This window comes from Synechococcus sp. 65AY6A5 (assembly GCF_002760415.1).
GTDB lineage: Bacteria > Cyanobacteriota > Cyanobacteriia > Thermostichales > Thermostichaceae > Thermostichus.
On record NZ_AXUW01000001.1, the window covers coordinates 681,655 to 703,805 of the forward strand.

Below are 22,151 nucleotides of genomic sequence, written 5' to 3' on the forward strand. Positions count from 1 at the left end.
ATCCCGGATCCCATCTGCAAATGATCTCGCAATGGTCTATTCTTGATCCTGTTGTCGGGTTTGTCGCTGGAGCAGAGCTGACCCCTTTTCTAAGATCGAACTACGGAGAACCATGTTTAGCAAATTTTTTTCTCTTCAGAAAGCGTTCGCGGCGGCGCGTCGTCGGTTACTGATCCTGATCTTGGTTTTGGGGATGGCCGGGTATGCCTGGGGGCCGGCCTTGGCGGCCAGGCAGATTCCTCCTGTAGCCTTGTCGCCAACCGAGTCCATCACTTTCACGGAAGCGCAACTGGCCAGAGGAAAGCAGTTATTCAACAGGGCCTGTGCCCAGTGTCATGTGGGTGGACAGACCTATCCCAATCCGGATGTTACCTTGAAGCTCTCGGATCTGGAGGGGGCAACACCTCCCCGCGATAATGTGTTGGCGATCGTGGACTACATCAAGAACCCGGTCACCTATGACGGGGTAGAGTCCCTGGTGGAATATCATCCCAACACCCAGCTTCTAAGTGAGTATCCTCGCCTGCGCAACCTCACCGATGAGGATCTGAAGTTAATTGCCGGCTACATCCTAGTGCAGGCTAAGACCGTGCCCGGCTGGGGCGGCACCAAGAGCGAATCCCACAGTGACCTTTCGGCCTATCTCTGATGCCTGGGCAAACTCAAGGGGCAAAGCGGTGGCGGGTCCCGGGCCGTGGCTGGAGGTGGGCCGGGATCCTGCTTCTGGTATGGCTAGGGCTAGCTAGCCCAGCAGCAGGCCGCATTGATCCTTACGTGAGCCACTATCTGCGAACCACTGAGCCGATAGAGCTGCCCTGGGATGCGGAAGGGCACATGCTCACCTTTACTCCAGAGCAACTTACCGACGGGAAAAATCGCTTTCAGTCCGCCTGTCTGAACTGCCACGTGGGTGGCTCTACCCTACCGGCCCCCAACATTTCCCTGTCGCTCAAGGACTTGCGCGGCGCCACCCCACCCCGCGACACCATTCAAGCCTTGGTGGAGTACCAACGGGATCCCCGCAGCTACGATGGCACCGAGGTTAGCTATGGCTGCCGCCCCGTGCCCCCCTCCTGGATGGATGATGAAGCGCTGCGCAACCTGGCTGCCTTTATCCTCAGGGCGGCTCAAGTGGCTCCGGGCTGGGGATCCAACGCAATCGGAGGTGGCTGAGGAGTCGGGGTTTCCTCCGCCGCTCCTTGCAGGGGTGGTGGTAGCCTGGTGAAGAGGGAAGGTGGCGGCCATGCTCCAGAATATCCGCTCCATACTCCTGGGCCTGTGGATACTGACCCTGCTCGTTTTCCTTGTCCAAAACTGGGGATCTGCGGCAGCCGTAGTCGTAGCCGGGCAAGCTGGCGCTGCGATTCCTTTGTCGCTGACCCTCTTGACGGCCTATGGGGTAGGAGTGGGCTTGGGGTTTCTGTATGTGGGCGCTTGGCGGCTGCACGACCGGGTATTCCAGCGACAGGCAATCCGCAAGTTAAACCAGCTCATCGAGCGAGTGCGCTTTTTGGAAGCGCAGATGATTCCCCCCGACCACTATTTGCCTCAGGATCTGCCGGATCCCCAGGCAGGCCGCTATTCCTACTCCAATATCCCGCCGGAACGCATTCGCGACCCGGCTCCTAAATCTGCCAATCCTGAGGAAGAACTTGAGGAGGAAGACGACGCGGCCACAGCCCCCAACTGGCGGATCGTCCGACGGCCCTATTCTGCCCAGGAGGAAGAGGAATGGGACTCTTGAACTGGTGGCGATCTTCTGCGGCTCCCTCGTCTGAGTCCGACCCTCGACCGGAACCCCAGGGACAGAATAACTATCTGCTGATCGTTCTCGACAGTTGCCGTTTCGACAGCCTGCTGGCCGCCAACCCCAAGCATCTGCTCAAGCTGGGATCCCTGGAAAAGCGCTGGAGCTACGCTTCCTGGACGGCTCCCGCCCACTACAACCTGCTCATGGGCCTGCTGCCCCACACCAGCCCCACCCAGGTTTTCGCGTCTGAACACTACAAGCAGGAATATTTGCGCTACAACGAGCGCCTCGGTACCCGGCAGCCGATCGAGTTCAAGCATCTGCTGCCCCACCTCTATTTGCCGACGCTACTGAAGCACCAACTGGGCTACACCACCCACGCCATGGTCTCCCTGCCGGTGCTCAACCCCAGCACCCTGCTCAACCGCGACTTCGATTCCTACCGCCTCATGCCGCGCCACAACGACATGGCAGCCATGGTGGAGCAGTTGCGCTTTGATCCGGATCGCCCCAGCTTTTACCTGTTGAATGTGGGCGAAACTCACTATCCCTACGCCCTGCCCGATGAGGATCCCAGCCTGTGGCCCCGCATCTCTGGGGTGAATGGCGTGTTAAAGCGCCTGGATGAAGGGGAAGAGGCCGGGATCCCCTTTTTCAGCGCCGCCCAGTTGGAGGAGCTGCGCCAGCGGCAGATCGAGGCGGTGCGCTACCTAGATGGGGTTTTTGAACAATTGTTCGATCTGGTTCCCAAAAACACCTACATCACCGTTACCGCCGACCACGGCGAATTGTTCGGGGAAGGGGGCTATTTTGGCCATGGCCCCATCCACCACGAAAAGGTGCTGGAGGTGCCTTTTATCGAGGGAAAAATTCGCTGAGGCCCTCACCCCCGGCCCCTCTCCCAAAGGGAGAGGGGAGATACGGATTCGGGTTCGGCTCCGCTTGGAACGTCAGCACGCTAAACCTGTTGGGTCTCCGGTTTGGGCAAGGTGGGATCCCGGCGAGTTTCTCTGCGACTTTCGCCCAGAGAGGTCACTCTCGTGGTCGAGTCCAAGCCCTCTTCGGCGGCCAAGTCGGCGGAACGCGCGATCTCGTAGAGGCTTTTCACCACACTGGTTAGGGGAATCGCGACGATGACGCCCAGGATGCCCCCCAGTTGCGCCCCCACCAACAGGGCGATCAAGATCCACACCGGGTTGAGGCCGATCAGTTCCCCCATCAGGCGGGGGGCGATGACCCGATCCTTAACCTGCTGCACAATTAGGGAGACCAGCACCACCTTGAGGCTGAGCCAGATATCCTGAAAGGCCAGCAGCACCGCTGCCGCGCCGATGCCAATAAAGCCCCCCACCAGTGGGATCACCTCCAGCAGGCCGATCAACAGGCCAAACAAAAGCCCGAAGGGCACGCGCAAAAACCCAAAAATTGGCACCAGCATCAGGGCCATGATGAACCCCAACACCAACTGGCTGATGAGAAAGTTCTGGAAACTCAGAGCCAGGGCTTCGCCGATGCGCGGTCCCCAGGGCTTGGGGAAGAGGCTGAGCAACCCCTGCCAGAACTGCCCCCCGTAGAGCAGCATGTAGAGGGCCAGCACCAACACCAACACCAGATCGATCACCTGATTGAAGGTGCCCAGGAGGATGTCCAGGGATTGGCCGGCAATTTTTTCGGCGCTGGCCTGCAGGCGGTTGAGGAGGGTGTTCACCAGCTCTGTCTGGCCGAGGTTGATGTTGCGCTCTGCCGCCCACAGGCTGATTTGATCCAGCCAGCTTTGTAAGGTATCCACCCACTCCGGGATCCGCGCCCCCAACTGCACCACCTGCTTGGCCAGGATGGGCACCACAGCGATCCCCACCAAGGCCAGCAGCACCACCGACAGGGCAAAAACCAGGGTGACTGCCAAACCGCGGCTTACCCGATAGCGCCGCAGCACCTGCACCGGATAGTTGAGCAAAAAAGCCAGCACCGCCGCCGTCAGGATGGTGGTGAGCAGATGGCCAAACAGCCGGCCCACCTGTAGGGCCAGCCAGCCGCTGATGACGATCAAAATCCAGGTGAGCAGCAGCCGCTGCAAAGGCGAGAAGCGATTCATGCCAGGGGGATCCCCAAGAGCCTAAAAACCCAGGATGCTATATCCACTATCCACATAGATCACCTGGCCGGTAATGCCGCTGGCCAGGTCGCTGGCCAGAAAAGCTGCCACATTGCCCACCTCGAGCTGGGTGATATTGCGCCGCAGCGGAGCTTTCTCCTCGACCGCGTGCAGCATGGCATGGAAATCAGCAATGGCCGAAGAAGCCAAGGTGCGAATGGGTCCAGCGGAGATGGCATTCACCCGGATCCCGGCGGGGCCCAGCTCGGCCGCCAGGTAGCGAACGCAGGTTTCCAGGCCCGCTTTGGTGACAGCGGCCATGTTGTAGTTGGGCACCACCCGCACCCCCCCCAAATAGGTGAGGGTGAGGATGCTGCTGCCGGATCTCAAGAGAGGCTTGGCGGCCCGGCAGAGGGCAATCAGGGAGTAGGTGCTCACATCCATGGCCAGGGCAAACCCTTCCCGCGAGATATCGCTAAAGTTGCCGCTCAGCTCTTCTTTTTTGACGAAAGCCAGGCAGTGAACCAAGATATCGACCTGACCCCATTTCTGGGCTATTGCCTGAAACAGCTCGTCAATCTGCTGGTCGCTTTGCACGTCGCAAGGGAGGAGAAAATCCGGCTGCAGGGGCTCGGTGAGCTGCTGGACTTTGGTCTTGAAGCGATCCCGCTCGTCCGGCAGATAGGTAACCCCCAACGTCGCCCCCGCTTTGTGCAGTTGCTGGGCAATGCCCCAGGCGATGGAGCGCTCGTTGGCAATGCCGGTTACCAAGGCTTTTTTTCCGGTCAGGTCTAGCATACGGAAAGGTGGGGTAGGTTCTTCTCTATCCTTCCACAGTCCGGAACAGGGGATCCTGTTCAGCCGGGCTGATAGGTGGAGGCCACGTGCAGTTCTTTGAGCTGCTTGGCCTCGACGCCGGAAGGGGCACCGGTGAGCAAACACCTGGCCTGCTGGGTTTTGGGAAAGGCGATGACATCGCGGATGGAATCTTCCCCCGCCAAGAGCATCACCAGCCGGTCTAGGCCATAGGCGATGCCGCCGTGGGGCGGGGTGCCGTACTCGAAGGCTTCCAGCAAAAAGCCAAACTTGTCCCGCGCCTGCTCAGGGGTAAGGCCAATGGTCTGGAAAACCTGCTCCTGGATCTCGCGCTGGTAGATGCGCAGGGATCCCCCGCCCACTTCCACGCCGTTCCAGACCAGGTCGTAGGCCTGGGCCCGCGCCGTTTTCAGGTCGGCCAAGTCGTCGGGGTGGGGGGCGGTAAAGGGGTGGTGCAGGGCTTCCAGGCGGTTTTCCTCGGCATTGAATTCAAACAGGGGAAAATCCGTGATCCAGAGGAGATTCAAGGCGTTCTCCGGGATCAAGCCCAGCTCCTGGCCCAGGTGCAGCCGCAGGCGGCCCAGCGACTCGTTGACCACGGCAGCCGGCCCTGCTCCAAACAGCAGCAGATCCCCCGGCTTGGCGTTGGTAAGCTGCAGCAACTGCTGTTCCTGCTCGGGGCTGAGGCTTTCTTTGAGGGCGCCGATGGTGTCGAGGCTGCCGGGCCGCACCCGGATGAAGGCCAGGCCACCCGCCCCGTACTGGGTGACCAGCTTGAACAGATCCCCGCCCGGCTTGATGCGGGTGTTGGAGATCTTTTCGTCGCCGCCCGGCACCGGCAGAACTTTGATCACACCGCCCTCTTGCAAGGCCTTGGCGAAGACCTTAAAGCCGGATCCCTGAAACAGCGGCGAAACATCCACCAATTCCAGCCCAAAGCGGGTGTCGGGCTTGTCGGAGCCGTAGCGGGCCATGGCCTCGGCATAGGTCAGCCGCGGGAAAGGGCGGGGCAGGTCGATGCCTTTGACGGTTTTGAAGATATGGCAGAGGAGCCGCTCGTTGAGTTCCAGGATCGCCTCCTGATCCATAAAGCTCATCTCCATGTCCAGCTGGGTAAACTCCGGCTGGCGATCCGCCCGCAGATCCTCATCCCGAAAGCAGCGGGCAATTTGGTAGTAGCGATCCACGCCGGCCACCATCAGCAACTGCTTAAAAAGCTGGGGCGACTGCGGCAGGGCAAACCACTCCCCGGGGTTGACGCGGCTCGGCACCAGGTAATCTCTGGCACCTTCGGGGGTAGAGCGGGTGAGGATGGGGGTCTCCACCTCGATAAAGCCTTCTTCGTCCTCCAGGAAGCGGCGGATGGCCTTGATGACCTGGTGACGCAGCTGCAGGTTGCGGGACAGGCGCTCTCGCCTCAAGTCCAAGTAGCGGTAGCGCAGGCGGATCTCCTCCCGCACCTCTTCCCCTTCCTCCCCCGAGACGTTGAAGGGAAGCTGCTTGCCCACCCGGCTGAGAATTTCCAACTCTTCCGCGTAGACCTCCACCTCGCCGGTGGCCAGGCGGGGATTAAAGGAGTCACTAGGTCTTTGGTGAACCGTTCCCGTTACCCGCACCACATATTCGCTGCGCACCTGCCCCGCCAGCTCGTAGGAGAGGGGGGTTTTCTGGGGATCGGCCACCAGTTGCACGATGCCGGAGCGATCCCGCAGATCCAAGAAGATCACACCGCCGTGGTCGCGGCGGCGGTCGATCCAGCCGTAGAGGGTGACGGTCTGGCCGATGTGGGCCGGGCGCACTTGGCCACAGTAGAGGGAACGAGGCGGGCGACGGATGGCAGCAGGCATGGACGCGGTGAGATAACGAGGGTCTGAGCCCCTATCATACAAAACTCAGCCCCACCGTCTCGATGCTGCCCCTCAAGGACAGTCAGGGGATCCGCCCAAGGCCGCCACGATGGTGCAGGTGTTGAGGCGCATCATGGCGACGTAGGTTTCGGCGCCGCTGCCTGCTTCCCCCAAAGAGTCCGAGTACAGTTCCTGTTCGGCTACCTGCACCCCGGCTTCGGCGGCCACCGTCTGGATGAGAGCGGGGTTAAGGGTGGTCTCGGCAAAGACCGCCGGCACCCCCAGGGCGCGGATCTCCTCCACCAACTGGGCCACCGTCTGGGCGCTGGGCTGTTCCTCGGTGCTGATCCCCAGGAGGGATCCCCCCATCTTCAGGCCGTAGGCTTGGGTGTAGTAGGCAAAGGCATCGTGGGTGGTCACCAGAACCCGGTTGGCGGGGGGAATGGTCTGAATCTGTTCCCCGATCCAGGTGTGGAGCTCCTCCAGCTCCGCCCGATAGGCGGCGGCATTGGCCTGGAAAAAAGCGGCTTCGTTGGGGACTTGCTCCGTCAGCTCCTGGGCAATGTGCTCCACCATGAGGATGACGTTTTCCACATTGCCCCACACGTGGGGATCCGGCGTCGGGATCCCGTCTTCATCGGCGACGATGGGCTCAAGGATCTCGGCCAGGGCAACCCGCCGCGCTCCTTGGGCCGTGGCCTCGATAAGACGAATTAACCCCGGCTCCAGGTTGTAGCCGTTGTAAAACACCAGATCCGCTTGCTCCAGGGCCGCGGCATCGGCCGGCGTCGGCTCATAGACGTGGGGATCCACGCCCGGCTGCAGCAGGCTGCTGAGCTGGATGCGATCCTGCCCCACCTGCCCTACCCAATCGGCAATCAAGGTGGTGGTGACCACGACGCGGGGACGCGCCACAGCCAAGCCAGCCAGGGACAGCCAACCCCCGATCACCAGGCCAAATCCCACCGCCAAGTGGCGCCCAGCAAAAAACAAAGCTTTCATTTTCATAATCGTTTCATGATTCATGTACCCCCCTAGGTTACACTGGTCTTGATGAAAATGAAAGGAAAATGAAAAAACCAGCGGTTTCTCTCCCGCTTCGTCCGGCCTCCCTGGTGGTGCGGGATCTGACGGTGCGCTACGGCAAGTTGCTGGCGTTGGAGAGGATCGGCGCCGAGATCCGGCCGGGGCGCATCACGGGCATCCTGGGGCCCAACGGGGCCGGCAAGAGTACATTGCTCAAGGCGCTGTTGGGGTTGGTGCCCAAAGAGGGGGGCGAGGTGCGCTACGGCGGCCAGGTGCTGCGGGGGGAGCAAGTGGCCTATGTGCCGCAGCGGTCGGCCATCGACTGGAGCTTTCCGGCCACGGTGTGGGATGTGGTGCTGATGGGACAGGTAAGAGCTGCCGGCTGGTTGCGCCGCATCGGGCCAGAAGGTCGGGAGCGGGCCGCGCAAGCCCTGGAGCGGGTGGGGATGGGAGCCTATCGGGATCGGCCCATTGGTCGGCTATCAGGGGGACAGCAGCAGCGGGTGTTTTTGGCGCGGGCTCTAGCGCAGGAAGCGGAGATCTACGCCCTGGACGAGCCGCTGGCCGGGATCGACCAGCCCAGCGAGGCCATTGTGTTTCAGGTGTTGCGGGAGCTGGCCGACGCCGGCCATATCGTGATGGTGGTGCACCACGACCTGGGGCAGGCGCTGGCCTACTTTGACGAGGTGCTGCTCCTCAACCGCGTGCTGATTGCCCAGGGATCCCCGCAGCAGGTGTTGCAGCCGCAGGTGTTGCAGCGGGCCTATGGCCGTATCCTGCCCTTGGACTCGGCTGCCTAGGGGGTGAGAGGTGGTATGGAAGGGCTCTGGCACACCCTGGCGGATCCCTTGCGCTTTGCCTTCATGCAGCGGGCCCTGTTGGTGGCCGTGGCCATCGGCATGCTCTGCGCCGTGGTGGGCAGCTATCTGCTGGTGCAAAGCTTGGCCCTGCTGGGAGATGCCCTCAGCCATTCGCTGCTGCCGGGCCTGGCCATTGCCTACATGCTGGGCCTAAACCTTTTTGTCGGCGCCTTCGTGGCGGGGTTGCTGAGCGCTCTGCTCATCCAGTGGATCCGCTCCGCCACTCCCCTCAAGCCCGATGCGGCCATGGGGATCGTCTTTTCTGCTTTCTTTGCTTTGGGGATCCTGTTGATCACCCTGATCCAACGGCGGGCCCGCATCGATCTCAACCACTTCCTCTTCGGCAACCTGCTGGGGGTAAGTGCTGCCGACGTGTTGACGGTGGTGGGCATCACCGCTCTGGTGCTGGGATTGGTGGCCCTCTTTTTTAAAGAGCTGACTTTTTACAGTTTCGATCCCCTGGGAGCCAAGGCAGCCGGCCTGCCCACCGAGGGACTGGGCTGGGGGCTGATGGCGCTCACCTCCCTAACTTTGGTGGCCAGCATGAAGGCGGTGGGGGTGCTGCTGGTGCTGGCCATGCTCATCACGCCGGCAGCAACAGCCTACCTGTTGGTGCCTCGCCTGCAGCAGGTGATGCTGCTGGGATCCCTGTTTGGCGTCAGCGCTAGCTTGCTGGGGATGTACGCCAGCTACTACCTCAACGTCGCTTCTGGCCCGGCTATTGTCCTGGTGGCCTCCACCTGGTTTGGCTTGGCCTTTCTGGCCAAAGTCATCTTCGGCCAAAGCTAAAGGCCGGGGAGAGGGATCCCCGGCCCAGAGCCTATCGGATTAGAAGCGGGAAGAACGGCTATCCCGCCTGCCGCCGCCTGCGCCGGCCTGACGCGGCATGGCCTTGTTAACCCTCAGATCCCGGCCCATCCAGGTGGCGCCATCCAACTCATCGATGGCTTTTTGCTCGTCGGCCTCGTTTTCCAGTTCCACAAAAGCAAAGCCGCGCTTGCGGCCCGTCTCCCGATCCACCGGCAGCTTGATTTGCTTGACGGTGCCGTACTCGGAAAACACAAGCCGTAGGTCTTCTTCACTGGCCTTGAAGGACAGATTGCCCACAAAAATGGTCATAACGTAGCGAACTCCGAACCTTAACCTTTAGCGCTCAGTTCGGAAGCTCACCTGGTTAGACCATTGGCTCAATCCGAACCTGATGCCATCCACATCTTAGTCTCCCCGACGGCATTTGCAAACTACCTGTCCAAGATCTTTCTCCAGGAATGTGCAGAAGCTTTTTTGAACTAGGAAATTAAGGATCCCAACTTTTAGCGGCGCTTGTCCTGTCCCAGGGGTTGGCGTTTGGGAATGCCGGGAGGACGGGGATAGCAAGCTGGTGTAGGGGCGACTTTCTCCAACAGCAGGCAATGCCGCATCCCGTGGCTGTGGGGGGTAGTGAAGGCTTCGACATGGATCAGCTTCCCCCCCAAAAGAGAAAGGGCCCGCTTCAGGGTTTGGGCTTCTGCCTCGGTCCAATGGCCGCGGTAGAGAATGGCGCGTCCCCCCACCTTGAGCAGGGGCAGGCAATACTCGGCGCAGATCTCCGCCGCTGCCACGGCTCTGGCCAAGGCCAGATCGTAGCTGCCGCGTTCCTGCGGGTCTTGCCCCCAGATCTCTGCCCGTTGGGCCACCGCCCGCGCCTGGGCGAGGGAAAGCTGCTGCAAAACTTCTTGCACAAAGGCGATCTTGCGTTGGCTGCTGTCTAGGAGGGTGAAGTGGGCCTGGGGCAGGGCGATCTGGGCCGGGATCCCTGGAAACCCTGCCCCGGTGCCGATGTCGATCCCGCGCCAGGGCTGAGCTTGGATTTCATCCCAGGATCCCAGCAGGCGCAGGCCCCGCAGCGAGTCCCACAGGTGTTTCTCCCAAAAATCGATGGGATCGGTGATGCGGGTGAGGTTTTGGGTGCGGTTTCCGGCCATCACCAGGGAATAGAGCTGTTGCAGTTGCTGCTGCTGCGGCTCAGAAGGCTGCCAGCCCAGATCCACCAGCCAGCTTGACCACAGGGCCTCCAGTTCTGGGGGCTCAGAAGCAGGCGGGTCAGCCTTCTTCATCCCAGGGATCGCAGCCATGGCAATCCCAGTTTTAAGCCGGCGGGGATGGCTTTGTCGGCCCAGCCCTTGAGCTCTTCGGCCAAGCCCTGCAAAGAGCGATCGGCCCCCAGCAGCTCCTGGTTCAGGCAAACCAACTCCTGCAAATCCAGCTCCTGACAGTGGATCCCCTCTTCCACCAGCAGGTTAATCGGCTGTGGCTGGGCCTGGAAGGATTGACGGGAGGCCAACTCCAGCTCCACATCCAGAAGCACCTGCTCCAGTCGCTCCACCTGCTCTTGCATCTGCGCCAGCAGGGCTGCCAACTGTTGGCAGTAGTGGTGAACCCGCTGGGCATAGACCTTGAGCGGCAAGGTCAGCGGCAACAGCGATTCAGAGAGCACCTGGATCAGGTGCTGGGCTTCCAGCTCTTCCAGTTGTAGGTCTTGCCAAATGGCCTGATAGAGGCGCAGCGAATGGCGGCAGCTTTCCAGGCGCCGGTAGCAGGGCTGTAACACCGAGGCTCGCAGCTCCTGCAGATAATCCCTCCACAGCTGCCCCACCTCCACGATCCAGTGGGAGCGAAGAAAACTCCACCCCTGAGCCAACAGCCAACTCATCACCAGGCCCGCCAATAACTGGTTTTTTTGTCGTAACAGGAAAGGCGAAAGCTGCTCTCCCCAGATGGCCAGACCCAGCCAGAGCAGGGCGGCCAAAGCCAAGTGGGGCAAGCTGATCATCTCGGCCAAAAGCTGGGCAGAGCAGCGCTGGCGCAGCATCCAGACCATCCCAGCGCCCAAGCTGTAGAGTCCTCCCCCCAACAGCGGGATCACCACCAGCCATAGGGGTTGCCCTCTCCCCAAGTGCAGCAACGACCCACCCTCGCTCAGCGCATCCCAACTGACCAAGTACAAGGCCAACAAAGCCAAAACCACACCCCACCCTTGCTGCCGCTTGAGACGGCGAGCCAGCAGACGACGGCGACGACGAAGATACGTTTGAAAGGACTCAGCAACAACGGACATAAAACGATGGCACTGCGGATCTTTGCCAGTATCTCCACCGGTCTGGATGGCTTCTTTTTTCGATCATAAGTCTTGCCTTTACCTGGTCATCTGGGTTCCCCGTTGCGATGGTTGCTGGGAATCATTGCCTAGCCAGTGAGCGGTTTTTTAGCGAAAACTCTCTTCCCACCCGATAGGGACTCTCCAGGACAGGCAACTGCAAGCAAGCGCCTCCATCCCTGTTACGATGGAAGAGCCCTTAATGTTTCTTATCCACAGCCGAGTTAGTCGCTAGGCCCGGCTTTCTCATTCTGCACTTGCGAGGTTTTGTGAACTCTTCTACCTCTCCCCTCCCTCCCGGCCTTTTTCCTTCCTCCCTCAAGGTGCAGCGCCAGATGATTGTTATTCTCGATTTTGGATCCCAGTACTCTGAGCTCATTGCCCGGCGTATTCGCGAAACCCACGTCTATTCGGAAATCCTTTCCTACCGCACCACTGCCGAGCAACTGCGGCAACTGCGGCCCCAGGGCATCATCCTCTCCGGCGGCCCCAACTCGGTCTATGAGCCGGGCGCTCCCGCTTGTGACCTGGAGATCTGGAACTTGGGGATCCCCATCCTGGGCGTGTGCTACGGTATGCAGCTTATGGTGCAGCAGTTGGGGGGCAAGGTGGAGCCGGCCCAGAAGGGGGAATACGGCCGTGCCGCCCTGCACATTTTGGATCCCACCGATCTGCTCACCAACCTGCCAGAAAGCAGCATCATGTGGATGAGCCACGGAGACTCGGTGACCGAGTTGCCCCCGGGCTTTCATTCGCTGGCTTACACTGACAACACCCCCTTTGCCGCCATTGCCGATCCGGCGCGCCGTCTCTACGGGGTGCAATTTCACCCAGAGGTGGCCCACTCGGAGGCCGGTACCTTTCTCATTCGCAATTTTGTCTATCACATCTGCGGCTGCGAGCCCACCTGGACAACGGAAGCTTTTCTGGAGGAGGCCATTCGGGAAGTCCGTGCCCGCGTGGGCGACAAGAGGGTGCTGTTGGCCCTTTCGGGGGGGGTGGACAGCTCTACTTTGGCTTTTCTGCTACACAAGGCCATTGGGGATCAGCTCACCTGCGTGTTCATCGACCAGGGGTTCATGCGCAAAGATGAGCCGCAGCGGCTGCTGCGCCTTTTCCAAGAGCAATTTCACATCCCTGTCCACTACGTGGACGGACAAGAGCGCTTTCTCCGCCAGTTGCAGGGGGTCACCGATCCCGAGGAGAAGCGCAAACGCATCGGGGCAGAGTTTATTCGCGTGTTTGAGGAGGAGTCGCAGCGGCTGGGCCCCTTCGAGTACCTGGCCCAGGGCACCCTTTACCCCGATGTGATCGAGTCGGCCAACACCAATGTGGATCCGGTTACCGGAGAGCGCATTGCCGTCAAGATCAAAAGCCACCACAACGTCGGCGGCTTGCCGGAGAATCTGCGCTTTAAGCTGGTAGAACCTCTGCGCAAGCTCTTCAAAGATGAGGTACGGCAACTGGCCCGTTCGTTGGGCTTGCCGGAAGAAATTGTTGGCCGCCATCCTTTCCCGGGGCCGGGCCTGGCCATCCGCATTGTGGGCGAGGTCACCAAAGAGCGGCTGGAGATCCTGCGCGAGGCCGACATGATTGTCCGCCAGGAGATCAACCGCTCCGGCTACTATCCCAAGCTGTGGCAAGCCTTTGCCGTGTTGCTGCCGGAAGTGCGCTCGGTGGGGGTGATGGGGGATAAGCGCACCTATGCCTGCCCGGTGGTGGTGCGACTGGTCACCAGCGAAGACGGCATGACGGCGGACTGGGCTAGGGTGCCCTACGACCTCTTGGCCACCATCTCCAACCGCATCGTCAACGAGGTGCCGGGCGTCAACCGCGTAGTCTACGACATCACCTCCAAGCCCCCCGGCACCATCGAGTGGGAGTGATGCTGGTCGGGCGGGATCCCTTGCCTCTGGCCTCAAGGCCGGACTGGAGCGATTACCTATGGCCTGCTTCCGGCAGGGAATAGGAAGGGCTTGAGCTGAAAGGCTGAGCGGCTTGCACTTCCATACGGGCCAGGGTTGTGGCCGCGTCGGCCAGTTGTAGGGCTAGGTTGGCACGGCTAATCGGATCCCGGGCATTCCAGAGATCTTGTCCCAGACAAAACACTCGATAGCGAAAAGCTTTGATGGAGTGCGATGGGATCACTTTGACGGTCATGGTTACAACCTTTTTTCCACAGCAATCTGAGCGTTCAGCAGAACCCGCTCCGGCTCGAGGTAAACAAATGTTACCAAAACAACTTCGTTGGCACCCCTAATCGCAACCGGGCAGGTGGCTTTTTGCGGTTCCACCCGTTCATGCCGTACCCCCACAGTGTATTCTCCAATCGGCAGGTCATCAAAGCCGGCGTCGGCGTAGATTAACTCGATGGTTTCTTCGGCAATCAGTTGCCCCTCCCGCTCCAGAAAGGCGACAAAAGGGATCCCGTCGATGGAAGTGAGGGCGTTGTTGGCCTGGTTGCGGATCATCACAAAGATGTCGGACATAGCTGGGATGCCCTCTCTCAAGGCTCCCCTCGCGAGGCTGCCGGAACAGGGCCCGACGATTCTAAGCCGCCACCCAGTTCTTAGCCCTGGACGGGCGCCGGGACAAGACAGGCTTCCAACTTTTGCCGCAGCTTGGCCGTATCGAGGTGCTGGCCGATGAGCACCAACTGGTTTTTGGGCTGGCGAGGCCAGGCGTCGCTGCTGAGGGTGTAGCGCCGACCGCTGAGGTGGAAGATATGTCGCTCTGGGCTTTCCTCAAACCACAGGATCCCTTTGGCCCGAAAGACTGCATCGGGCAACTCGTTGAGAAAGTTCTGGAAAGCGTCTAGAGAGAAGGGGCGATCGCTCTCAAAGGCCAGGGAGTTAAAACCATCGACCTCGATGTGGCTGCGGTGCGAGTGGCCGTGATCATGGCCGTGTTCGTGGTCATGCTCATGGTCATGCTCATGGTCATGCTCAGCGTCGGGAGCCTCCTCCTGGGGCAGAGAGCTGGACTGAAACAGGTCTGTATCCAGGATCAGCTCTAGGGGCACTGCGCTGTTGACCGTGCGCAAAATGCGGGCATCTTCCTTGATCTCGCGAATGCGTTTTTCCAGGCGCTCGATCTCCGCCGGCTCAACCAGGTCGGTTTTGTTGAGGAGAATGACATCCCCATAGGCAATTTGGCTGTAGGCCACGTCACTGTTGAACAGATCAGGAGCGAAGTTGCTGGCATCCACCAGGGTGATGATCGAATCCAGCCGTGTCAGATCCCGCAGTTCTGGCCCCAAAAAGGTGAGGGCAACCGGCAAGGGATCCGCCAGTCCTGTGGTCTCCACCACCAGGTAGTCGATTTTGTCGGAGCGCTCCATCAGGCGCAGCACACTCTCGACAATGTCGTCGCGGATGGTGCAGCAGATGCAGCCGTTGTTGAGCTCTACGAGGTCTTCTTCGCTGGAGACAATCAGCTCGCCGTCGATGCCAATCTCCCCAAATTCGTTGACCAGCACCGCTGTGCGCATCCCTTTCTGGTTGCGGAGGATGTGGTTGAGCAGAGTGGTTTTCCCGCTCCCCAGAAAGCCAGTGATGATGGTGACAGGCAAGCCTCGCTTGGGCACTTCAATGGTAGTGGTCATGGAGGAACCGCAATCTGCTAAAGAGGACCCTTCCACTTTATCCTCATTGTAATGACGCTCTTTGAAGACTCGCTGCCCCAGCGGAGATGTTGAGGCAGCCATCTAGACGCTGTGGTTCCGACCTGAAGAGGGATCCCCGCTGCTTTCGGGGCGTTTGAGGTCGGCCAAATCGTTGAGGCGACGCAGGATCCCCCACCCCTGCAGAGCTTCCAGCAGGGCTTCCCGGACGACAGCCACGGTTTCTTGGTCAAGGGCGAGGCGGAGGTAGTCCACCGCTAGCCGCGTCTGCTCGGCATCCAGGTATGGCATCAAGCTCTGCAGCCGACGCACGCCCAGCAGCCGTCGGTAGGAGTCGGGGGAAGCGATGTCGCTGAGATCTCGCTCCAGTTGGGAACGCTGCCGCTCTTGGCGGCGGCTAAGCCACTCCCAAAACAGCAGCGCCAACAAGGCAAAGGTGGCTAGCCCCTGCAAAATGGCGCCCGTGGCCAGCCAGCGCTGGCTGGATTCTGCCCAGATGGAAACCACGATGTAGGTGCCCAGAGCGGCGCCTGCCCCCCCGACAACAGCAAGCAGCAGGGAGCGATCGGCTTGGCGAAACCAGGCTTGCAACTCCTGCCAGCGGCGGCTGAACTCAGGGCTGCGCGCAGCATACAGCCCCAGCATTGCCCCACTGCCCACAGCTAGAGAAAGAGCTAGCCGCCAGTGCCAAAAAGCCAGCCCCGCCAAGGCCAAGCCCGACAGGGCCAAAACCCGCCATTGCGGCCCCGAGAGTAGCCACAGGGCCACCTGGGATCCCCTCTCCACTGCCCCTTTCTGAACTCGCTGCAGATATTCCCGCCAGGATCCCTGTCCGGAAGAGGGGCGACCCGATCCATCCTTCACCGCTGGCAACTCCCCCAACTTCGTCCCATCTGATCCCTGTCAAGACAGGCCAACGCTCTCTCACTCAATAATTATGCTCTGCCGGCGGAGCTGAGATAGGCTTTCCACCCCTGAGTTTGCAACTGGGCGTTTTTCTCTTGCACCGCTTGCTTGAGGCTTTCCCGGTAGGCCAGCACCCGTTGTTGCAGGGCGGGATCGCCGCTGGCCAAGATCTGCACGGCCAAGAGTCCAGCGTTGTAGCCATTGCCGATGGCTACAGTAGCCACCGGGATCCCCTTGGGCATTTGCACGATCGAATATAGGGAGTCCAGCCCCTGCAGAGATTGGCTGAACACCGGCACCCCGATGACCGGCAGAGGGGTAAGGGAGGCTACCATCCCCGGCAGATGGGCCGCCCCGCCGGCGCCGGCGATAATGACGCGGATCCCTTGGATATGGGCGCGGCGGGCAAAGTCCACCATCGCCTCCGGGGTGCGGTGGGCGCTGAGGATCTGCAGTTGGTAGGGGATCCCAAACTCCTCACACACCTGGGCAGCGGGTGCCAGGGTGGGCAGATCGGAATCGCTGCCCATTAGGATGGCGACGAGAGGGGAGACTTCCATGAGCGGCTGGCCCGTCGTAGCCGATCCATGATCGCATAACCTAGGCCAGTGACAACTGGTGGCGGTTCAGCCAACAGCAAGGTGGCCGCTCCCTCATCCAGGCGGCGCAGGCTGGCAAAGAAGGCGTGGGCCGCCGAGTTGGGATCCGGGCCCAGACATTCTAGGGTAAAGGTGACCTCAGGACAGTGGCGGGAGAGGCTTTCTGCCAGCGCTTCTGGTTTGGCGGCGAAACTGAGAATGCCTAGGTGCGAGTGGCCAGTGGCCAAGCGCCGCAACTGTTGCCAATCCTCAGGCTGAAGCTGGGCAAAGGCAGTGGGCAAAAGCCAGATGGGCTTACCGGGAGCGTAGTGGCTGCTCAGTTGGCCGGGAGCCTCTGGACTCTCCTTGCCGTCTGGGGCAGGGGGAGAGCTTAGGGGCAAATTGAGGTGGGATTCCAAAACTTCCCGCGGGATCCCGCCAGGGCGCAACAGGGTGGGCGTGCCGTCGGGGCTGAGCTTGAGCACTGTCGATTCCAGGCCCACGCTGCACTCTCCCCCGTCCAAAATGTAAGGGATCCGCCCCGCCAACTCGGCATAGACGGCCTGGGCCGAGGTAGGGCTGAGGCGGCCAAAGCGGTTGGCGCTGGGGGCAGCCAAAGGCACCTGAACTGCCCGCAGCAAAGCCTGGGCCACGGGGTGGGCGGGCATCCGCAGCGCCACCGTGGGCAAGCCACTGGTGACGAGATCCGGCACCCGGGATCCCTTGGGCAGCACCAGCGTCAGCGGCCCCGGCCAAAAGGTGTCGACAAGGGATCCCAGGCGAGCGCGAGCGGCGGGAGTAAAAGCCTCCAGATCCACCAGCCAGCCCTGCAGTGTCTCTAGATCCAGCCCAGCCGGCAGATGCAGGATCAGGGGATTGAAACGGGGGCGCTCCTTGGCGGCAAAGATCTCTGCCACCGCCTGTTCGTTGAGGCCGTGGCCCGCCAGGCCGTACACCGTCTCTGTAGGTATGGCCACCAACTGGCCCCGCCGCAGCGCTTCAGCCGCCAAGGCAATGTGCTCAGGGGTGGGGGGGAGGATCTGCGTTTGCATGAGGGGTGGGGGAGCAGTCCCGAATCCATTGTCGGGCCTGGTAGAGGGCAATGTTAATCTGATCCCCAAACAGCAGCGCCAAGGAAGTGAGCCAAACCCACAGCAATAAGACAATAACTGCCCCCACGGCTCCGTAGACTTGGTTGAGCTGGCCGAAGTGCTCCACATAAACCCGCAGCCCCCACGACACCCCAACCCAAAGCAGGCTGGCCACAATCGCTCCTGGCCAAATCGGCATTTGGGGCCGGCGCAAGCTGGGGCCGAATCGGTACAGCACCCAACAGGAGACGACGATCATCCCCAACGAGATAGGCCAGGTGAGCGCTTCCCACAACTTCAGCGCCAGCTCCCGCCAGGGATCCAACTGATCCGGCCCGGCAACCCCCTCCGCTAGGGATTTCGCTTGGGCGGACAAGAAGCGGAAAAAGCTGGCACTGAACAAGAAGATCAAGCTGGCCAAACCGGTTAACCCCAGGGTAGCTAGCATCCAAACCATCGAGATCAGCTTGCGTCTCCAAAAGGGGCGGCGCATCTCCTGGGGGATCTCGTGGCTGAGATCCAAAGCCGTCATCACTGCTCCCAAGGCCCCAGAGGCAGCCCACAGGGTTCCTAAGAAGCTGAAGGAGAGCAAGCCTCGGTTTTCCCCAAAGCGGAGCTCTCGCGCATACCGTTCCAGAAGCACCAGGGCTTCTTGGGGGGCAATCTGCCCCAATTGCTCCATCAGGCGCTGAAAAGCTTGCTCAGAGGAGCCGACAAACAGCCCAATCCCGGTCAAGAGGGTGAGGATAAAGGGAAATAGGGCCAACATCGAGCTGTAGGCCATCTCGGAGGCTAGGCCAAACAGCCGGTAGCGCATCGCGTTTTCCCAGGCCAGCCGTAGTGTACGCCAGGCCAGCTCCCCTTGGCGACTCCACTCTCCCCATGCCCAGCGGATCCCTTGCAACTGCCGGAAGCTCGGCAGCGTCCCCAGCCGCTTCCCTAGCTTCATGGGCCCCTACCCCCTTGAGCCTAGCTCCCAGGATAATTCAAGGCCCTGCGCCTCTTGGCACAGAGAAGGGGTTTTGCCGGTCTCAGGTTCAGGGCTGGCTTCCTTCTTCAACATGGGTGTGCAACACCTTGCCGCGCAGGGTCCTGCCCAGCCAGGGAGTGGCCAGGGATCGCGAGCAAAGGGTGGCTGCCGAGACCGTCCAGGTATGGCCCGGATCGAACAGCACCCAGTCACTTCCGGGAGCTAGGCTGGGCGGCTCCAACCCCAGGCAGCGGGCCGGGTAGAGGCTGAGGGCCGACCAGAGCTGGAGCGCCGTCAGGGATCCCGTCTCTACCAGGTTCTGCCACAGCAGGGGCAGCGCCAGCTCCAGGCCTATGGCCCCAGGAGGGGCTTCGGCAAAGGGCAGGGTTTTCTCCTCGTAGGTGTAGGGGGCGTGGTCGGTGGCAATACCCAGGCTGCCGCTGCGGATGCCGGCGATGAGGGCCTCGCGGTCGCTGCTGCGGGGGAGAGGAGGCAAGAGGCGCAGGTGGGGATCGTAGCCGTGCTCCAAGACGGCTTCCTCCGCCAAGAGCAGGTGCATCCAGGTGGTGCTGGCGCTAACCGGCAGCCCCTCTGCTTGGGCCTGCTGGACAAGCTCCAGGCTGCGGGCTTGGCTGAGGCGCATCACATGCACCGGCGCCGGCGAAGGAACGCTGCGCACTACTTCCAGGAGACGGGCCAAGGCCGCGGTTTCGGCACTGGTTGGGATCCCCTTCAGCCCCAAGCGCAGCGCCCACACCCCCTCGTAGAGGCTGCCCGAGCCAGCCAGGCTGGGATCCCAGGCCCACACCAGCAGCGGCTTATTCCAAGGCCGCAAATACTCCAGCGCCCGCCGCAGTAGGGCCAACGACCGCAGCGGCTCTGATCCTTCAGTCCGGGCCACAAAGCCAATGGCGCCGGCGCGGGCCAGCTCTCCCCAGAGGCTGGGAGCTTCTTCCCGGTCACGCAAGCTCAAAGCAGCCCAGGGCAGCCAGCGGGAATCCCCCGCTCGGCGGCGGTAGCGGCCCACCTGCTCCGGCTCGTCCAGCACCGGGAAAGTTGCCGTTCCGGGCAGGGGGGCAGGGAGAAGACCCACTTGGGTAAACCCCCCTGCCAGAGCTGCTGCCCCCAGAGAGGCGAGGGTTTCGCGGCAGGGGGAGAGCTCTTGATCAGCGATCTCGCCACTGTGGGCGTACAGATCGATCAAGCCCGGCCCCAGCACCCAGCCAGCAGCCTCCAGGCGGGGGATGTCGGCAGGGATCCCCGCCGGCTCGGTGGCCCGGAGGCGGCCCTGCTGCAGCCACACGTCGGTCACCTCATCCCGCTGTTGCCAGGGATCCAACAGGCGCACCCCACGGAGGCAGAGATTGAGCAGGCTCAGGTCGGCAGGGAGGGTGGATCCCATCTTCCACCTCCCTAAAGCGCACCCGCTGTGGTGCAGTCGAAAATCTGGCCGGACAGGTGAGTGGTGAGGTTCAACACCTTGAGAACAGGGGTGCCGTCCTTTCCTTCCGGGTAGTCGATAACGGTAATGCCGCCATTGCCCTGCTTGAAGATCCAAAAGGCGTGGGGGGAAAGGCCGAACAACTGGCAGATGATCGCCTTGTTGATGGCGTCGTGGGCCACCACCACGGCCGTGCCTTCGGGAAATTGGGCGGCGGTGATGGCCAAAATCTCTTCCCAGGCCGAGCGCGTGCGATCCCACACTTGGTACAGATTTTCCCCGTTGGGCATTTGCACCGCGGCCGGATCCCGCTGCCAGCGCTCCAGCTCGCCGGGGTATTCGGCTTCCACCTCGCTCTGGAGCTTGCCCTCCCAGTCGCCGTGGCAGATCTCCTGCAGCTCCGGCATCGGGCGTAGGATCAGGTTGGGGTGGTTGCTGCAGATGGCGTCCGCCGTAGCCCAGGGGCGCTTCAGCGGGCTGGAAAAAGCCAGGTTCAGCGGCTGGTCGGCCAGAAACTCCGCCACCCTAGCTGCCTGCTCCTCGCCAGTGGCGTTGAGAGGAATATCGCGCTGCCCCTGAAAGCGCTGCTCCCGGTTCCATTGCGTCTCGCCGTGCCGCACCAGCAGGATACGCATCCCCTGCTTGCGTTTGGGCAGAGGCTGGCCCAGATGGGCAGTGATATTCAAAGATTCCAGTTGCGGCAGCGCCCCCAGGCCCTGGGGAAAGTTGAGAACGCTGATGGCGCAGTTATCTTGCCCAAGACGGTGGTAGTGAACCGGCCCCAAGCCAATGGCGGTGCTGACCAGGGCGCGGTTAATGCCGCTGTGTCCGACAACGAGAACGGTGAGGGGATGCCTTGGATCGGTTCTCCGATCAGAGGAGGCGGGGGGCACTGACTTCACTTGCTCGGCCAGCAGTTGCCAAAACTCCTGCGCCTGCTGCCAGAGATCCCGCACCGGAAAGCGCCCCTCCAGCTCCAGCTCGTCGGGACGGTGCCGCCATAGGTGGTAATCTTCTGGGTATTTCTCCTTCACCTCGGCAAAGGTCAAGCCCTCCCAAGCTGTCAGGTCGATCTCCCGCAGGTACTCGCTGATAAACAAAGGGATCCCCGCTCGCTCCTTGAGAATGATACGGGCGGTGTCGAGGGCACGGGAGAGAGGGCTGCAGTAGGCATAATCCAAGGGGATCCCGGCCAGAACCTCAGCTACCCGCTGTGCCTGCGCTTCTCCACCGGGGGTGAGGCGAGAGAGATCGGAGCGGCCTTGGATGCGATTTTCGACGTTGAAGGTGCTCTCACCGTGGCGCACGAGCAGGATGCGCAGGGCAGGCTGAGCCATTGTTTGCACGGACTTACTCAAGAACACCTTCTAGAGTATCGCCTAGAGTATCGCTGTTGGGCTGGGCTTGCCCTGCCAGTGGGGTTCTTTCTAGGGGTTGGGTCCCGGATTCTGGCCTCAACAGATCGGGCAGTCAAGTTTTCAATTGGGATGAGCCGCCCAAGCCACTGAGAAAACTCTGCCAGCTCTTCAGGAGCGGGAAGACGCGAACAAAGAGCAAGCCAGCTAGCCCCCCTATATCCCCCCTTGCGGCTGGGGCAGGAACCCTCTGGCTTGGCATAGGCTAGTTCAGGCGGCCACTGCGGCTTTTCCAGTCCAGCTTCTGATCCAGAAGAAACTCCAGATAAGGGAGATAGGCTTCATAGCTGTGCTGATACATTTACGCTGAACACTGCTGAGCATTACTGCTCAGCGGTGAAGCGATAGCATTCTGGCCGTTTCCGTTGTCACTACGCGACGCTGACGCGACCGCGCTACTCGGACGGAGTCCAAACAGAAAGGCGGTATCCCGCAAAGCCCTGAGCATAACACCCAGAGCGCCTTGCCAATCTCGTGGTAGCCTATGGTTGCACTTTGGGCATCTAAACACCTTTGCGCCACCCAACTTGGTGTGGATGTGCCCGCACTTGGTACAGGTTTTGCTGGTGTACGCTTCCGATACTTCCACGACGACCAC

General features: G+C 61.3%; 24 protein-coding genes. 7 read left to right on the forward strand and 17 right to left on the reverse strand.

Annotation, left to right across the window (positions count from 1 at the left end; genetic code table 11):
* Positions 1 to 112: 112 nt before the first annotated feature.
* The 4 genes from psbV (at position 113) to SYN65AY6A5_RS03145 (ending at position 2,628) form a co-directional block, all read left to right on the forward strand.
* Complete coding sequence (gene psbV, locus SYN65AY6A5_RS03130; RefSeq protein ID WP_011430519.1) at positions 113 to 649, forward strand: photosystem II cytochrome c-550; 537 nt, start codon at positions 113 to 115, stop codon at positions 647 to 649.
* Entirely contained in the window at positions 649 to 1,173 is a 525-nt protein-coding gene (gene psbV2 / locus SYN65AY6A5_RS03135) for a photosystem II cytochrome PsbV2 (protein WP_011430518.1), read from the forward strand. The genes psbV and psbV2 overlap by 1 nt, the downstream gene beginning before the upstream one ends.
* 70 nt (positions 1,174 to 1,243) lie before the next feature.
* Positions 1,244 to 1,744, forward strand: coding sequence for a hypothetical protein (locus tag SYN65AY6A5_RS03140; RefSeq protein WP_011430517.1), 501 nt, complete (start codon positions 1,244 to 1,246; stop codon positions 1,742 to 1,744).
* Positions 1,732 to 2,628, forward strand: coding sequence for a sulfatase-like hydrolase/transferase (locus tag SYN65AY6A5_RS03145; RefSeq protein ID WP_083759164.1), 897 nt, complete (start codon positions 1,732 to 1,734; stop codon positions 2,626 to 2,628). Before SYN65AY6A5_RS03140 ends, SYN65AY6A5_RS03145 begins: the two co-directional genes overlap by 13 nt.
* A gap of 80 nt (positions 2,629 to 2,708) precedes the next feature.
* Here SYN65AY6A5_RS03145 and SYN65AY6A5_RS03150 read toward each other — a convergent pair whose 3' ends face one another.
* The 4 genes from SYN65AY6A5_RS03150 to SYN65AY6A5_RS03165 all read right to left on the reverse strand — a co-directional run bounded on the left by SYN65AY6A5_RS03150 (position 2,709) and on the right by SYN65AY6A5_RS03165 (position 7,534).
* A complete protein-coding gene (locus tag SYN65AY6A5_RS03150; RefSeq protein ID WP_011430515.1) occupies positions 2,709 to 3,845 on the reverse strand; it encodes an AI-2E family transporter in 1,137 nt (378 codons plus the stop codon).
* 21 nt (positions 3,846 to 3,866) lie between these two features.
* Complete coding sequence (fabI, locus tag SYN65AY6A5_RS03155) at positions 3,867 to 4,643, reverse strand: enoyl-ACP reductase FabI (protein ID WP_011430514.1); 777 nt, start codon at positions 4,641 to 4,643, stop codon at positions 3,867 to 3,869.
* A gap of 59 nt (positions 4,644 to 4,702) precedes the next feature.
* Positions 4,703 to 6,508, reverse strand: a complete 1,806-nt coding sequence (gene aspS / locus SYN65AY6A5_RS03160) for an aspartate--tRNA ligase (protein ID WP_099813162.1) — start codon at positions 6,506 to 6,508, stop codon at positions 4,703 to 4,705.
* Positions 6,509 to 6,580: 72 nt separating this feature from the next.
* Positions 6,581 to 7,534: a zinc ABC transporter substrate-binding protein gene (locus SYN65AY6A5_RS03165; protein ID WP_240527869.1), complete on the reverse strand. Its 954-nt coding sequence runs from the start codon at positions 7,532 to 7,534 to the stop codon at positions 6,581 to 6,583.
* Between the two features lie 44 nt (positions 7,535 to 7,578).
* Here SYN65AY6A5_RS03165 and SYN65AY6A5_RS03170 point away from each other — a divergent pair, with 44 nt between their 5' ends.
* Entirely contained in the window at positions 7,579 to 8,334 is a 756-nt protein-coding gene (locus SYN65AY6A5_RS03170; RefSeq protein ID WP_011430511.1) for a metal ABC transporter ATP-binding protein, read from the forward strand.
* A gap of 15 nt (positions 8,335 to 8,349) precedes the next feature.
* Positions 8,350 to 9,183: a metal ABC transporter permease gene (locus SYN65AY6A5_RS03175; protein WP_011430510.1), complete on the forward strand. Its 834-nt coding sequence runs from the start codon at positions 8,350 to 8,352 to the stop codon at positions 9,181 to 9,183.
* A gap of 39 nt (positions 9,184 to 9,222) precedes the next feature.
* Here SYN65AY6A5_RS03175 and SYN65AY6A5_RS03180 read toward each other — a convergent pair whose 3' ends face one another.
* The 3 genes from SYN65AY6A5_RS03180 to SYN65AY6A5_RS03190 all read right to left on the reverse strand — a co-directional run bounded on the left by SYN65AY6A5_RS03180 (position 9,223) and on the right by SYN65AY6A5_RS03190 (position 11,491).
* Entirely contained in the window at positions 9,223 to 9,513 is a 291-nt protein-coding gene (locus tag SYN65AY6A5_RS03180; protein WP_011430509.1) for an RNA-binding protein, read from the reverse strand.
* Between the two features lie 194 nt (positions 9,514 to 9,707).
* Positions 9,708 to 10,490, reverse strand: coding sequence for a 16S rRNA (guanine(527)-N(7))-methyltransferase RsmG (rsmG, locus tag SYN65AY6A5_RS03185; RefSeq protein WP_011430507.1), 783 nt, complete (start codon positions 10,488 to 10,490; stop codon positions 9,708 to 9,710).
* Positions 10,487 to 11,491, reverse strand: coding sequence for a hypothetical protein (locus tag SYN65AY6A5_RS03190; RefSeq protein WP_099835893.1), 1,005 nt, complete (start codon positions 11,489 to 11,491; stop codon positions 10,487 to 10,489). The genes rsmG and SYN65AY6A5_RS03190 overlap by 4 nt, the downstream gene beginning before the upstream one ends.
* A gap of 374 nt (positions 11,492 to 11,865) precedes the next feature.
* Here SYN65AY6A5_RS03190 and guaA point away from each other — a divergent pair, with 374 nt between their 5' ends.
* Entirely contained in the window at positions 11,866 to 13,416 is a 1,551-nt protein-coding gene (gene guaA / locus SYN65AY6A5_RS03195; RefSeq protein ID WP_099835001.1) for a glutamine-hydrolyzing GMP synthase, read from the forward strand.
* Positions 13,417 to 13,468: 52 nt separating this feature from the next.
* Here guaA and SYN65AY6A5_RS03200 read toward each other — a convergent pair whose 3' ends face one another.
* From SYN65AY6A5_RS03200 to SYN65AY6A5_RS03245, 10 genes are all read right to left on the reverse strand, one after another.
* Positions 13,469 to 13,690, reverse strand: coding sequence for a hypothetical protein (locus tag SYN65AY6A5_RS03200; RefSeq protein ID WP_011430503.1), 222 nt, complete (start codon positions 13,688 to 13,690; stop codon positions 13,469 to 13,471).
* A gap of 2 nt (positions 13,691 to 13,692) precedes the next feature.
* Positions 13,693 to 14,019 (reverse strand): hypothetical protein, encoded by a 327-nt coding sequence (locus SYN65AY6A5_RS03205; protein ID WP_228375221.1) that lies wholly within the window; start codon positions 14,017 to 14,019, stop codon positions 13,693 to 13,695.
* An 80-nt stretch (positions 14,020 to 14,099) separates the two neighbouring features.
* Positions 14,100 to 15,134, reverse strand: a complete 1,035-nt coding sequence (locus SYN65AY6A5_RS03210; RefSeq protein WP_099813166.1) for a GTP-binding protein — start codon at positions 15,132 to 15,134, stop codon at positions 14,100 to 14,102.
* 102 nt (positions 15,135 to 15,236) lie between these two features.
* Positions 15,237 to 16,016 (reverse strand): hypothetical protein, encoded by a 780-nt coding sequence (locus tag SYN65AY6A5_RS03215; RefSeq protein ID WP_071813555.1) that lies wholly within the window; start codon positions 16,014 to 16,016, stop codon positions 15,237 to 15,239.
* Positions 16,017 to 16,087: 71 nt separating this feature from the next.
* Positions 16,088 to 16,618: a 5-(carboxyamino)imidazole ribonucleotide mutase gene (gene purE / locus SYN65AY6A5_RS03220; RefSeq protein WP_011430499.1), complete on the reverse strand. Its 531-nt coding sequence runs from the start codon at positions 16,616 to 16,618 to the stop codon at positions 16,088 to 16,090.
* Positions 16,588 to 17,688, reverse strand: coding sequence for an L-threonylcarbamoyladenylate synthase (locus SYN65AY6A5_RS03225; protein WP_011430498.1), 1,101 nt, complete (start codon positions 17,686 to 17,688; stop codon positions 16,588 to 16,590). Before SYN65AY6A5_RS03225 ends, purE begins: the two co-directional genes overlap by 31 nt.
* On the reverse strand, positions 17,657 to 18,676 hold the full coding sequence (locus SYN65AY6A5_RS03230; protein WP_168173347.1) for a YihY/virulence factor BrkB family protein: 1,020 nt from the start codon (positions 18,674 to 18,676) through the stop codon (positions 17,657 to 17,659). The genes SYN65AY6A5_RS03225 and SYN65AY6A5_RS03230 overlap by 32 nt, the downstream gene beginning before the upstream one ends.
* Positions 18,677 to 18,764: 88 nt before the next feature.
* Positions 18,765 to 20,099 carry a dihydroorotase gene (locus SYN65AY6A5_RS03235; protein WP_099813168.1) on the reverse strand — a complete coding sequence of 445 codons (1,335 nt, stop codon included), beginning with the start codon at positions 20,097 to 20,099 and terminating at the stop codon, positions 18,765 to 18,767.
* Positions 20,100 to 20,110: 11 nt separating this feature from the next.
* Positions 20,111 to 21,475 carry a histidine phosphatase family protein gene (locus SYN65AY6A5_RS03240; RefSeq protein ID WP_011430495.1) on the reverse strand — a complete coding sequence of 455 codons (1,365 nt, stop codon included), beginning with the start codon at positions 21,473 to 21,475 and terminating at the stop codon, positions 20,111 to 20,113.
* A gap of 379 nt (positions 21,476 to 21,854) precedes the next feature.
* The coding region (locus tag SYN65AY6A5_RS03245) for a zinc ribbon domain-containing protein (RefSeq protein ID WP_143596986.1) at positions 21,855 to 22,151 on the reverse strand (297 nt) is incomplete at its 5' end.